Genomic DNA, 12,912 nt, shown 5'->3' with positions numbered 1-12,912 from the left:
CCAGACGGCGTAGCGTCTGAATTGCCGTCACTGTTCATCTGTAGCTGTCCGCCCTCCGCCCGTGGGCTCGATCGGTTGCCGGGAGCAGGTCGGTCAGGGCAGGAACGGGTGGCACCGTGGCTACAGATGGGCGAAGTGATGAGCCTCTGGTGGACGTGCTGGGCTCGGTGCATTCGTTGCTGCTGAATGGCCCCGGGCTGGTGACGACCCCCGGCCACGCAGTCGTACTCGATCACCACGTACTCACGCCTGGCGGACAAGGCCAGCCAGGTGCTGCGGTTGATCGGGTGCCCGTGCCTGTCGACGTACGTGAGTCTCGTTCGCGGCGCCATCACCGCGGTGCCCGTCAGCCCACCCCGCCGATCAGCCAGTCGTTGCCTCTGCGCCGATCACCGCAGCAATGAATCATCCACGCCACTGTTCTCACCCCTGACCGTTCGCGTGCTGGCTCGGCGGCGGGATGTGCACGGTGTGGCGATGGCGAATCCGAACCACGACTGATCAGGCCGAGCGCGGGCACAGCGCAGTACAGCAGATGACCTGGAGGCGGTGGGATCCTCGATCTCCGTCGACACCGGCGGCACCCTCGCCGCCTGGCTGTTCTCCCAACCACGCGCCACGATAGACAACACCGCGCCCGATGACAACCCCGTCAGACCAGTGACAACGTCCGACCAGTCAAAGTTGCCCACGGCAAGAACCGTTCGTGCATACGGCACCAGATCTCGCCGTACACCGCACAGGTATGAACCCAGAAGAGCAAGTCCCGGACTCCTGGATTTGCTCAGACGAGCCCTCCTCCTGCGACAGGAACCGCGATCCGGTCGAGGGAGCGGAGCTCCGGATAGAGCGCCTCGACCGGACCGCTCAGAGCCGCCTTGACCTGGGTGGTCAGCTCATCGGCGAGGACCTCGTACTCGCCGGCCTCGACGGCGTCGAAGACCGCGTTGTTGATGAGCGCCGTCACGTCCGGCGCTTCGGCCACGGCCGCGGCGATGGATTCGGCGTCGGTGATGTCGAGGGTGAGGGGGACGATGCGCTCGTCGTCCCACGTGCGAGGAGTGCGGGCCGTGGCGTAGATCTTCGCCGCTCCACGCGCGAGAGCTTGGTGGACGAAGTGGCTTCCGATGCCGCCGTTTGCCCCGGTGACCAGGACGACTGCTCCATTGAGGGAAGGCATGTTGACGTTCTTTCTGTTGTGGGGTCGCAGCATGCGGGCGATACGCCGATGGCGTCTCAGTTGTGCTGCTCGGTATCCAGCAGTGCGAGGGCGTTGCGGATGCCCTGTTCGAGGAGTTCGTCGGCGAGCTGCCGGTCGGTCAGGGCACGGGAGAGCTGCAGTGTCCCGGCCAACATGCCGAGGAGGCTGAGCGACTTCAGGCGCGCCGACGGCGGATCGTGTGGGGCCAGGCGGGCGGCGAAGCCGTCGATGACAACTAGCACGCCGTCGGTGTACGCCTGCCTGGTTGCGTCATCGCAGCGCCCGATCTCGTCGAGCAGGGCGGCGTTGGGGCAGCCGTCGCCGGGGTTGTCCCGGTGGTCGGCCGACAGGTACCAGCGGACGATCTGTTCGAGGCCGGCCAGGCCGGGCTCCGCCTGCGCGACGATGTTCGCCTGCAATGTGTGCAGTTGGTCGGCGATCGCGACGGCGACGAGGCTGTCCTTGGATGCGAAGTGGGCGTAGAAGGCGCCGTTGGTCAGGCCCGCGTCCTTCATGAGCGTCGCGACTCCGGAGCCGTCGATGCCGTCGCTTTTGAGTCGGCGGCCGGCCGTCGCAATGATCCGCTGCCTTGTCTCCTGCTTGTGTTCTTTCGTGTACCGCACCATGCGTTCCTCCATCTAGGTCGGGGCTTGGGCTCCGGACACCGCCCTGGGCCGAGTCAGTGTGCCGCGTTGGCAAACAGAGCAGCGAAGTTGATCCTCCCGGTCTGCAGTTTCGCGTCGTGGGGCTCGGGGACCCCGCCGTCGGTGATGTACAACCGGTCGCCCCGAACCGCGGTCGCGGAGGGCGAGGCGAGACCGTCCGCGCTGGTCAGTACCGCCTTGTAGGTGCCGTTCGGGTAGACCACCACGATCCTGTCCGGACCGTTCTGCGAGGAGGAGCCGTTCTGCGCCACGAACACCACATCGGACCAGGGGGTCGGGAAGCTGAGATCGTCGATGTTGGGCAGACCGTCCGCGACAACGCGGATGGGACCGGCCGCGCCGGTGCCGGTGACCGGTACCCGCAGCAGTGTTCCCTTGTTGAAGTTGCTGACCCACAGAGCGCCGCCGTGGAACCTGAGCCCGTTGGCACCGATCGGCAGGGCTTCGGTCGGCACGGGCGCGAGAGCGGCATCGGTCAGCCACGGGGTCACCGATCCGCCCGAGACCGGAACGGACCAGACGGTGGCCTTGAAGCTGTCCGCGATGTAGAGGGTGCGTCCGGCGGGGTCGATGGCCAGCCCATTGGGGCCGGCGTCGGCGGGCAGAGCGGCGATGCGCTGAGGGGTACCGTTCTCCCGCAGCGCGTACACGCCGTTCCTGGCCGCGTTGCCCGGGGCCCACACGCTGTAGTAGACGGTGCCGTCATTGCCACGGGTGTTGCCGCTGATCGCCTCACCCACCTGCCCGGTGACGAGCACCGTGCGGTCTCCGGACGCGGAGATATGCATCAACTGCGGCCCATGGGTGCGCTGGCACACCGCGCAACTGCCGAGCATGGACAGGGTCGCTGAGCCGTCAGGGTTGACGGTGATGTTCTCGGGAATCTCGCCGGCGGCGTAGTCGAACGTCGCCGCGGTCCGTACGTCGGTGACAACGGATCCGCGATACGAGTGTCCCGTCCCGGCGGACGCGGACGGCGCCGACCCCAGGACGGCCGCCGTCGCGGTAACCGCCAGCGCGATTCCCACATTCTTCTTCAGAAAACGCCTTGCGCTCGTTGCACTGCGCCGGGCCGTTTGCTGGCGTTGCTGCTGCATGACTTCTCCTCGGTAAATCGAACGAGTGACTCATCAACGGACTTTCGGGTGCTTGCGTCCGTCAACTGCCGTTGAGTGCTTCGTCCAGTGCGGTGGTTTGGGCCTGGAGGAAGGCCCGGGAGATGGCGGCTTTCGCTTCGAACGAGTCGAAGTTGTGGTAGGCGCCGGGCACTACGTGAAGGGGCAGGCGACGCCGGCCTGATCGGCGATCCGGCGGCAGAACCGGCTGTCCTGCGCCGCGTCGCCGAGCACCATTCCGCCGCCGTGGATCCACAACAGCGCCGGCGTCCGAGGCCGGGCCGAAGCCGGCCGGAAGACGTGTACTGACACGTCGGCGTCCACGGAGACGACCTGCGCGTCCGGCCGCCGAGCCCTCCGGGTGAGCTTGGTGAGGACACGGAGCGTGGGAAGCGTTCGGGCGGTGATGATGGTGCGGGGAAGGAATCGCGCGGCCCGCAGCTGCGGGTTGAAGGGTTGCTCAGTCATCGTGTTCCTGTCTGACGGAGGGGGATGTCGCTGGGTGTGCCGAGGTTTGTCGGCCGAAATGTCGATCACGGACACTCCTTCTCATGACTGGGCACGTTTGCCGTGCCCAGGCGGTTTCGGACGGGTTCGGGTACGCGAAAGGTGAGCGTCAGTTCGGCATCCGGTTGAATCTGCGGATGACGCGGTCGAAGATCCGGGCCGGGGCGACGCGGTACACCGCGTTGATGGTCCGGGCAGTCGTACCGGCGGTACGCCGTAGTTTCGGGTTCCGGTCGGTGGCCGCCCCGACGATCACCTTGGCGACGACGGCGGGGTCGTCGCCGCTGCTGAGGTTCTTCTCCAGCAGCTCGTCGTAGTTGCGCCGTCCCGCCGCGTAGAGCGGCATGGGGGTGTCGGCCTCCACGCTGTGGCCTGCGAACGGAGTGTTGATCGGGCCGGGCTCGACGAGCAGGACCCGCACGCCGTACTCGCGAACCTCGTGGTCCAGCGAGCCGGAGTAGCCCTCGACCGCGTGCTTGGTCGAGACGTAGACGGTCATGAACGGGCTGGGGACGAACCCGCTGAGGGACGAGACGTTGATGATGCGTCCCTGCCGTTGCGCCCGCATGTGCGGCAGGACCGCCTTGGTCGTCCGCATGACGCCGTAGACGTTGATGTCGAAGATGTCCTGCGTCTGGGTGATCGAGAACTCCTCGCCTGCGCCGGTTGAGCCGACGCCGGCGTTGTTGACCAGGACGTCGATGCGCCCGAACCGGTCGATCACCTGCTTGACCGCCGAGGCGACCGATTCGTCGCTGGTCACGTCGAGGTCGAGGTAGGTCACCCCGGCAGGCGCGGTGAGGCGCGCGGTGTTGCGGCCGGTTCCGATCACCTCAAAGCCTGCGGCGGCCAGCGCGATCGCTGTCGCCTTGCCGATGCCTGAGGTGGCGCCGGTTACGAGCGCGACCTGCCGAGTTGCTGTCATCACGGGCTCCAATAGTTTTGAATTACGTTCGTATGCCTTACGTTCGTACGACCATACGGCGATCACCGGTCGATGGCAAGTGATCACATCCGGCGATCTGAGATTGCCAAGCCGGCTTGCGGGGCCGTGCGGGGATTCGCGACGGCCCCGCGGCCGTCAGAACATCGTGTTGTCGTTGGCGGAGGTCTCCGGCACGTCCTGCGAGGCGTCCCAGTGCTCGACGATCTTTGTGTCGCGCACCCGGAACAGGTCGATCACCGCCCGGCCGCGCTGCCCTGGTGTGTCGATGTAGTGGCTGTGGACGGCGACCAGATCGCCCTCGGCGATGACCCGCTTCGGCACCACATTCAGCTGTGGGAACTGCTCGAAGTGTGCGCCCAGCCCGGCCTTCAGGCCCGCCGCGCCGTCGGGGATGTTGGGGCTGTGCTCGTGGTACTCGGTACCGACGTACGTGTCGATGGCGACCAGGTCCTTGCGAACCAGGAGCTGGTCGACGAACGCGGTGACCAGCTTCTTGTTGTACGCCGTGAACCACCGCTGTCCCGGCGCCTGGGTCTGCGGTCGGCTGAGGGTGGAGAACATGTCGTTGCCGTTGGCGGTGGTGGCGGGCACGTTCTGGAGGATGTCCCAGTGCTCGGCGATCCTCCCGTCCTGGTAGCGGAAGATGTCGAACACCGCCGTACCCGGGGTGCCGGGCACGAGGACGTTGCGGGAGTGCAGGAGCACCACGTCGCCGTCGGAGATGGCCCGTTGAGGGTCGTAGGTGACGTCCGGGAACTGCTGCCGCGTGGTGGCGACGAAGTATTTGAGGGCGTCGGGGCCATCGGGGGCCAGCGGGTTGTGCTGGATGTAGTCCGGCCGCACGAGCCGGTCGACGATGGCCGTGTCGCCGCGCTGGAACAGATCCTGCATGAGTCGGAGGGCAAGCTGCGCCTTGCCGGTCTCTTCCCGCACGCTCAGCACGATCTTGCCGGTGGTGCGGCCGGTCTCGCCGAGGGCGTGCGCCTTGGCGGCCTCCGCGAGCGGGAAGGTCGCCTCGATGTGGGCGCGCAGGGCGCCGCATTCGGCCAGGTCGGCGATAGCTTGCATGCCGGCGTGGTCGGCCTCGACGAGCAGCGACTCGTAGCGGATGCCCCGCTCGGCGATCGCGGCCAACTCGTCGGCTTCGACGGGGTACCGGCAGGATCGAGACGAGGGTGCCGCCCGGGCGCAGGACCTCGAGGGAGCGGGCGCGGGCACCGGAGTCGAACGAGACCGGGTCGAGGACCACGTCAATATCACTGACTGCCTTGGCGAAGTCGACCGAGTGATAGTCGATCACCTCGTCCGCGCCGAGGGATCGTACGAAGTCGTGCTTAGCCGCGCTGGCGGTGCCGATGACGTACGCGCCGCGGGACTTGGCGATCTGCACAGCGAGGTGACCTACACCGCCGGCCGCCGCGTGGATCAGGACCCGCTGCCCGGCGCGGACCTCGGCCGTTTCGACCAGCGCCTGATAGGCGGTGAGCGCGGCCAGCGGCAGGGCGCCGGCCTGGATGTGGTCGATACCGGCGGGCTTGTGGGTGAAGACACGGGCAGGTCCGGTCACGTACTCGGCGTGCGAGCCCACCCCGCCGGGATAGGGCAGCATCCCGAAGACCTCGTCGCCGGGCTTGAAAGGGTGACGCCGATGCCGACGGCCTCGACGACGCCGGAGACGTCCCAGCCGAGGACGAGCGGCATCCCGGCGATGGTGGTGGCCTGGGCGCGGTTCTTCCAGTCCGTCGGGTTGACGCCGGCGGCGTGGACGGCGACGAGGATCTCGCTCACCCCCGACGTCCTGTTCGTCGACGACGGCGACGTGCTCACCTCTGCCGGCGCCGCCTCGGGGATCGACGTCTGCCTGCACCTGGTGCGCAAGGACCACGGCAGCGAGGTCGCCAACCACGTGGCACGCATGTGCGTCGCCCCGCCATGGCGCGACGGAGGGCAGGCCCAGTACATCGAGTACCCGGTCCCCGATCCCACGGCGCACGGAACCTCCGCCGCCCGCCAATGGGCGCTGGAACACCTCCACAAGCCGCTGGCCCTGACCGACCTCGCCGAGCAATCCCACATGAGCCTGCGCACCTTCGCCCGCCGCTTCAACGACGAAGTCGGCATGAGCCCGGGACGATGGCTCATCCAGCAACGTGTCGGCCGGGCCCGGCATCTGCTCGAATCCACCGACCTGGCGGTGGACGAGATCGCGAGCCAGGTCGGCTTCGCCGGCGGCACCTCGCTGCGGGAACACCTGCACGCCGCGATCGGCGTCTCACCACTCGCATACCGACGCACCTTCCGAGGCGCGCTGGCGCAGAACCACTGACTGAACAGTCCAGCTACCATCTCGCCCTCGGGGGCCTACGTGATGTCGAGCAAGGTGAGGACGTTCTGGATGCCCTGCTCGAGGACCTGATCGGAAAGCTGCCGGTCGGTCAAGGCACGGGACAATTGCATGGTTCCGACCATCAGCGCGTAGGCACTGAGCATCTTTGCCTGCGCCGATTGCGGATCGCGTGGCGCCAGTACGGCGGCGATGTCGTCAATGAACCCGAGCAAACCGTCGGTATACGCCTGCTTGGCCGCATCCGGGCAGCGCCCGATCTCGTCGAGCAGCGCTGCGGACGGGCAGCCTTCTTCAGGGTTGTCGCGGTGAGTGGGTGACAGGTACTCGCGCACGAGTCGCTCCACCCCGGCGCGGTCGGTTGCCGTGCTGCTGATCCACTCGCGCTGTCCGCGGAGCTGGTCGGCAATGATCGTGGTGACGAGATCGTCCTTGGACTCGAAGTGAGCGTAGAAGGCGCCGTTGGTCAGCCCGGCGTCCGCCATCAGCGTCGCGATCCCCGAGCCGTCGATGCCATCGCGCTTGAACCGGCGACCGGCGGTCTCGGTGATCCGCTGCCGCGTCGCCTGCTTGTGCTCCTTGCCGTACCGCGCCATCGACTCCTCCACTCATGGGGAGGCCCACCCGGGTCTCCCCACGTATTATATTACATTCGTAATCTACGGCGCCGTCAGGCCTGTTGATTGGCGATGCCGATGTACTCGCCCATCCGATACTCGAAGTCCAGACCCTTCTCGGCGATCAAGGCTTGAGCGCCGGCGGCGCGAGCCAGGAACCCCGGCAGCGTGAGCGAGTGGGCGAACTCGCGATAGGCCGAGACCAGGTCGGCGTCCGGCGGTAGCGACGCCCGGTTGACCATCGACTTGGCGGACGCCAGCGAGGTTCTGTCGAACGACGCCAGACGGGCCGCCATGGTGTCCACGAACTGGTCCAGCTCGGCGTCCGGCAGAGCCCGCGTGACCCACCCCCAGCGCTCGGCCAACTCGGCGTCGTAGTCACTGCTGCTCAAGATGACCTCCAGAGCACGGTCGCGACCGACGAACCGGGGCAGTCGCTCGGTCCCGCCACCTCCGGGCAACAGTCCACTGCCCACCTCGGGCTGGCCGAACATCGCCTTCTCCAGGCTGGCGTAGCGCAGATCGAGAGCCAGCGCGAGCTCGTTGCCGCCGCCCCGGGTGCGACCACGGATGGACGCGATCGTGATGTACGGCGCGTTTGCCAGCCGCAGGACCAGGTCGGTCCAGATCGGCACCTCATCCTCATCCTCCGGCGCTGGAAAGTCCGCGGCCGCGGCGAGGTCGAAGTGGTTGATGAAGAAGTCGGGAACACCGCTCTTGAAGACGACGACCTGGATGTCGGGGTCGTCGCCGAGTTCCTTGACGAGCTCGTGAAGCCGCGTCACGGTCTCGCCGACGACCAGGTTCACAGGCGGGTTCGCGAAGGTGATGTTCGCGATCTTGGGGTTCGGACGCTCGATGCTGATGGTGCTTGGCCGATTCATGGCGGTGCTCCTGTCTGAGGCTGCGATCTCGATAATATTATGATCATACTCTAAACAGTTGCACAACTGGGGCGAAGGTCTGGACGAGCACCGCGATCTCCGTACTCCGCTGGGCATGCGGAACCTCCCTTGACAAAATTTCTGAGGGGACTCATGATTGAGTCTACTCGGAACTGACTCGCCGCAACTGCGACGGGCGATCCGAACCAGAAAGGGACAGCAGTCATGAGCAACACCCAGAACGAGCCCGTCATCACCTCTTACGCGAAAGCCCCGGCCCGCACCGTCACCGCCGGTGGCGTCACTTACGGCTACCGCGAGCTGGGGCCGAAGGGCGGGATCCCCGTCGTCTTCTTCGTCCACCTCGCCGCGACCCTGGACAACTGGGACCCGCGCATCATCGACCCCATCGCGAAGGGGCGTCACGTCATCGCCTTCGATCAGCGCGGTGTCGGGGCGTCCACGGGCCAGGTGCCGGACAGTGTCGAGGCGATGGCCGACGACGCCTACACCTTCATCACGGCGCTCGGGTTCGACAAGATCGACGTCTTCTCCTTCTCTCTCGGCGGCTTCGTCGCCCAGGCCCTCGTGGTGAAGCACCCCGAGCTCGTCCGCAAGCTCGTCCTCACCGGCACCGGGCCGAAGGGCGGCAAGAACATCGACAAGGTCGTCGCCACCACCTACTGGGACATCCTGCGCGCCACCCTGACCCGGTCCGACGCCAAGGAGTTCCTGTTCTTCAACCGCAACGCCACCGGCAAACCCGCCGCCCGCGCGTTCGTCAACCGGCTGAACGAGCGCACCGCCGATCGCGACGCACCGATCAAGGTCAAGGCGTTCCGGACACAGCTGAAGGCGATCCAGAAGTGGGGCCGCTCCACCCCCGACGACCTGTCGAAGCTCACCCAGCCCACTCTGATCGCCAATGGCGACAACGACCGGATGGTGCCCTCGATCCTCTCCGAGGATCTGCACCGGCGCATCAAGGACAGTGAGCTGATCATCTACCCCGACTCCGGTCACGGCGGCATCTTCCAGTTCCACGAGAAGTTCGCCCCCGTCGCCGTCGAGTTCCTCGGCCGATGACCACCGCAACGCACATTCCTGACAAGAAGAGAAGGGCAACACCATGAGCACGTCACCATCCGCCGTACAACCGGACGTGAAGAAGCACCTCACCTCCTCCATCCTGCTGTGGGTGCGCACCGACCAGCCCCGCCAGACCGGGATGGATTACTGGAAGGGCCCGCACTCAGGGATCATCTCCGCCACTCCGGGCTTGGCGGAGTACCGGCAGATCCACCTCGCCGAGCACAACCCCGGCCGGTGGCCGGTGACCGACGGGGTGGAGACCTCGATCCCCGCCGACCGCAAGGTCGACGGCGTCGCGGAAGTCACCTTCCAGTCGGCGCTCTCACCTCTGCAAGGGCGCAAGCAGACGCAGTTGGCCTACAAGGACGAGATCAACGTGTTCCGCCGCACTCTGCTCTACGCCGGCCCGCCGAACTCGTCCCGCTGGTACGACGTCGCCGGCCCGGGAGAGACGGTCGGTGCCCGCGCCCTGGTCTACCTCCGCCGCAGAGACGGAGTCGGCGCCGGTGAGTTCCGGAGGTTCATCAAGAAACAGCTCGTTCCCGCACTCGCCGGCACCGGAGTGCTCAAGGAGTTGCGCACGCAGACGTTCCTGCCCTGGATCGAGAAGCTGTGGGACACCCCGGACGTCGCCCACGACAACCCCGACGACCAGCACTTCCACGCCTCGCTCATCCTCGGGTTCACCGACACCGCATCACGGGACGCCTTCTTCACCAGCAAGGTGATCGAGGAACTGTCGAACCAGCTGAGACCACTCGCCTCCGCGATCCACGCGTACGACGTCGCCGCCGCCCTCACCTACGTCAGGAACGGCGACATCCTGCCGGGGTACGAGGAGTGAGCGGCGCGGGCGGGGGAAGGACCGCCGGATCCGCTCGCCCGGTCGGACGGCGCGAGCGGAACAAGCAGGACAAACTCGACCGCATCACCGCTGCCGCCAGCGAACTGTTCGCCGTACACGGCGTCGATGAGGTCACGACCCAGCAGATAGCCGACAAGGCCGACATCGGCACCGGGACGCTGTTCCTCTACGCCAAGACCAAGGGCGAGCTCCTCCTGCTTGTGCAGAACGCCCACTACGCCGAAGCGCTCGAGCGGGGCCGGGCGGATGCCGAAACCATTCCCGATGCGCTGGATGCAGTGCTGGCGATCGTCCAGCCAATCGTGGAATGCAACCGCATCCAGATCGACAACGGGCGCACCTACTTGCGAGAGATGGTTTTCGGCGACCCCGAGGAGCCCCATCACCGCGAAGCGCTCGGCATCGTCGCGCAGACCGAGGAAGCCGTCGCCGCCGTGCTGCGCCGCGACCAGCGGGTCGGAGAGGATGACGCCGCGGCGCTGGCACGCATCGTGTCCGCCGTCATGTTCGTCAGCATGGCGGCGAGCGTAAACATCGCCTTGAGCGTCGACGAGATCCTGCAGGACATCCAGAGGCAGGTTGGCATCCTGCTGCCTCGCTGACGCCAACGGCTGAAACTGCCCCCCTTCCAGCCCGACCTGACAGAAAAAATCTGCGCAGACTGCGCAACTCGTTGCGTATCTGTACGTCGAACCTCATTCGCACCGATGCGACCTAGGCAGGCTCACCCCAGATGGATCTCCTCCCTAGCTGGAGAAAGAGCCGATTTCGGGGAGTGATCTGCCTGGGCACGGCCGACCGCTTGCTCACAGTTCGCGCATGACCCATTGCGTGAATCACGCAGCCCTGCCAAGGTTGTGCCGAAATGACCGGACGTCCGGCTCGTCGACATCCACTGGAGGCAGACAGTGAAGAACAGGCTCCTGATCATCGTTCTGACGGCCGCGATGATGGTTCCCCTGACGGGATTCGCGCGGGCGGCCAAGGCGTCCGGGCTTCCGCCCGTGCAGCAGCTCAGCGCCACGACGCCCGTCTACGAGCCGATGGCGGGCATCAAGATGGGCATCAGCGGGCTGTTCGAGCGCACCATCTCGGGCACGGACCGTACGGCCAAGCTCTACGTCCCCAAGGCTGCGCATCTCGGTGCCTCCATGGTCGTGCTCAACGTCCCGGTGGGTGAGCGGACCGTTTCCTGGCTGGTCGAGAGCGGATGGATCGACCTGGCCGAGAAGAACAAGTTTCTCCTGTACGTCTTCGAGCCTGACGCGTCCGGACGGTGGGGATCACCCGACGAGGAGCGGTCCTACCTCGAAACGGCCTACGCCAACATCAGCGTCAACTCCCCCGACGGCCGCGGCACCTGGTACCTCCCGCCCGAGAGCTACTACGTCGTCGGGTACGACAGCCCCGGTTCGGTGCTGCAGCAGATCGTCATGAAGGACCCGACCCTCGTCGCCGCGGCGACCTTCGTCAACGCCAGCGACATCGACACCGCATTTCTCAAGCAACTGGACAGTACGTTCTATCCGACGCCGGACTGGAACGGTCAGCGGGTCGCGAGCAGCAGCGTCCCGCTTCCGGTCTGGATCATGGAGGACCGATTGGACGCCAAGGCCGCTGGTGTCGTCCGGTATTGGAAGGACGCCAACCAGACCGAGACCAGGTCTGCCGGGTTCCACGGTGGAAGGATTTTCTACCAGCGAAAGGGCGCACTGAAGTACTACGTCGCCGACGGCTCGCTCAGCGCCGTCGCCGTCGCCGAGAAGGTGAAGAACGCCGCCGGCATCTACGACGACTTCCTGTCGCGCTACACCCGCTACGGCGGCAACGTCGGCGGCAACACTCTTGGCTCGCGACCTGACTACGACGAGCTCGGTGTCCAATTCAGGACGATGGAGCTGGCCGGTCGGCTGCGCGAGTACATGATCTATGTGCCCGCCAAGGCGAAGCAGGCCGCGAGGAAGGGTAAGAACGTGCCGGCCGTCATCTCGCTGCACGGTTCCGGGCTGACGATGTACTCGATGTTCGATTTCTCCCGGTGGTGGGAGGTTGCGGATGACGAAGGTTTCATCCTCGTCGTGCCGACTGGCCTCAACACCCAGAACCGGACGGGATGGGGTACGACGGCCGCCCACATCGACATGACCTTCCTGCAGCTGCTTCTCGACGAGGTCAAGACCGACTACAACGTCGATCCGGGCCGAATCTATCTGGGCGGGCAGTCGAACGGGAGCATGACGACGATCGCGGCCGGGAAGAACCTCGAGCTCTCCAAGAACTTCGCCGCGCTCGGCGCGACCTCCGGCGGCCAAACGTCGTCGACGACCGACTACACCGGCGAGACACTTCCGTTCTTCGTGCTGTTCGGCGAGTTCGACTTCTGGCCGGCCGACCTGTCGACGCCGTACGTCGGTGAGACCATGCGGTACTGGATCAACCGCAACGACGCAATCGGTACGCCGACCACTCCGGCGTCGGTCCAGCGAGTCGGGCGGTACGACATCTCCTCCTGGAAGAACGCGGACGAGACGACCGTGGCCAGGTACGGCGTCACCCGCGGTCGCGGTCACAGCACCATCGCCGAGGAGGCACGGGTCCTCTGGGACTGGTACTCCCGATGGAACAAGGATGCCCAGGGCAACAACGTCCAGCTGCAGCGCTGACCGGACAAGCATC

General features: G+C 66.3%; 13 protein-coding genes and 1 pseudogene. 5 read left to right on the top strand and 9 right to left on the bottom strand.

Features of this window, described 5'->3' with window-relative positions; all coding sequences use genetic code 11:
- Positions 1–784: 784 nt before the first annotated feature.
- The 7 genes and pseudogenes from EV643_RS21835 to EV643_RS46960 all read right to left on the bottom strand — a co-directional run bounded on the left by EV643_RS21835 (position 785) and on the right by EV643_RS46960 (position 6,351).
- The gene (locus tag EV643_RS21835) at positions 785–1,180 is read right to left on the bottom strand and encodes an SDR family NAD(P)-dependent oxidoreductase (RefSeq protein ID WP_133801959.1); all 396 of its coding nucleotides are present in this window, start codon (positions 1,178–1,180) and stop codon (positions 785–787) included.
- Between the two features lie 56 nt (positions 1,181–1,236).
- Positions 1,237–1,827: a TetR/AcrR family transcriptional regulator gene (locus EV643_RS21830; protein WP_133801958.1), complete on the bottom strand. Its 591-nt coding sequence runs from the start codon at positions 1,825–1,827 to the stop codon at positions 1,237–1,239.
- A gap of 53 nt (positions 1,828–1,880) precedes the next feature.
- Positions 1,881–2,963, bottom strand: coding sequence for an SMP-30/gluconolactonase/LRE family protein (locus tag EV643_RS21825; RefSeq protein WP_202869680.1), 1,083 nt, complete (start codon positions 2,961–2,963; stop codon positions 1,881–1,883).
- A gap of 171 nt (positions 2,964–3,134) precedes the next feature.
- On the bottom strand, positions 3,135–3,449 hold the full coding sequence (locus EV643_RS21820; RefSeq protein ID WP_133801957.1) for an alpha/beta hydrolase: 315 nt from the start codon (positions 3,447–3,449) through the stop codon (positions 3,135–3,137).
- 148 nt (positions 3,450–3,597) lie between these two features.
- Positions 3,598–4,413, bottom strand: a complete 816-nt coding sequence (locus EV643_RS21815; protein ID WP_166665528.1) for an oxidoreductase — start codon at positions 4,411–4,413, stop codon at positions 3,598–3,600.
- Positions 4,414–4,572: 159 nt separating this feature from the next.
- Positions 4,573–5,826, bottom strand: a pseudogene (locus EV643_RS44985) (zinc-binding dehydrogenase); the annotation flags it as partial.
- A gap of 171 nt (positions 5,827–5,997) precedes the next feature.
- A complete protein-coding gene (locus tag EV643_RS46960; protein ID WP_370452334.1) occupies positions 5,998–6,351 on the bottom strand; it encodes an alcohol dehydrogenase catalytic domain-containing protein in 354 nt (117 codons plus the stop codon).
- Here EV643_RS46960 and EV643_RS46955 point away from each other — a divergent pair.
- A complete protein-coding gene (locus tag EV643_RS46955) occupies positions 6,350–6,760 on the top strand; it encodes a GlxA family transcriptional regulator (RefSeq protein WP_370452333.1) in 411 nt (136 codons plus the stop codon). The genes EV643_RS46960 and EV643_RS46955 overlap by 2 nt on opposite strands.
- 35 nt (positions 6,761–6,795) lie before the next feature.
- Here EV643_RS46955 and EV643_RS21800 read toward each other — a convergent pair whose 3' ends face one another.
- Both EV643_RS21800 and EV643_RS21795 read right to left on the bottom strand, forming a co-directional pair.
- Positions 6,796–7,374 (bottom strand): TetR/AcrR family transcriptional regulator, encoded by a 579-nt coding sequence (locus tag EV643_RS21800; RefSeq protein WP_133801955.1) that lies wholly within the window; start codon positions 7,372–7,374, stop codon positions 6,796–6,798.
- Between the two features lie 74 nt (positions 7,375–7,448).
- Positions 7,449–8,279: an enoyl-CoA hydratase/isomerase family protein gene (locus tag EV643_RS21795; protein ID WP_133801954.1), complete on the bottom strand. Its 831-nt coding sequence runs from the start codon at positions 8,277–8,279 to the stop codon at positions 7,449–7,451.
- 225 nt (positions 8,280–8,504) lie between these two features.
- Here EV643_RS21795 and EV643_RS21790 point away from each other — a divergent pair, with 225 nt between their 5' ends.
- The 4 genes from EV643_RS21790 to EV643_RS21775 all read left to right on the top strand — a co-directional run bounded on the left by EV643_RS21790 (position 8,505) and on the right by EV643_RS21775 (position 12,899).
- Positions 8,505–9,365 (top strand): alpha/beta fold hydrolase, encoded by an 861-nt coding sequence (locus tag EV643_RS21790; RefSeq protein WP_133801953.1) that lies wholly within the window; start codon positions 8,505–8,507, stop codon positions 9,363–9,365.
- A 43-nt stretch (positions 9,366–9,408) separates the two neighbouring features.
- On the top strand, positions 9,409–10,215 hold the full coding sequence (locus EV643_RS21785; protein WP_133801952.1) for a strictosidine synthase: 807 nt from the start codon (positions 9,409–9,411) through the stop codon (positions 10,213–10,215).
- Entirely contained in the window at positions 10,212–10,838 is a 627-nt protein-coding gene (locus tag EV643_RS21780; RefSeq protein ID WP_133801951.1) for a TetR/AcrR family transcriptional regulator, read from the top strand. Before EV643_RS21785 ends, EV643_RS21780 begins: the two co-directional genes overlap by 4 nt.
- 306 nt (positions 10,839–11,144) lie before the next feature.
- The gene (locus tag EV643_RS21775; RefSeq protein ID WP_133801950.1) at positions 11,145–12,899 is read left to right on the top strand and encodes a CE1 family esterase; all 1,755 of its coding nucleotides are present in this window, start codon (positions 11,145–11,147) and stop codon (positions 12,897–12,899) included.
- The last annotated feature ends 13 nt before the right edge of the window (positions 12,900–12,912 follow it).

The organism is Kribbella caucasensis (genome assembly GCF_004361855.1).
In the GTDB taxonomy this organism is placed as follows: domain Bacteria; phylum Actinomycetota; class Actinomycetes; order Propionibacteriales; family Kribbellaceae; genus Kribbella; species Kribbella caucasensis.
The sequence above is the reverse complement of the archived record's forward strand: the minus strand, read 5'-3'. Positions and strand labels throughout refer to the sequence as shown.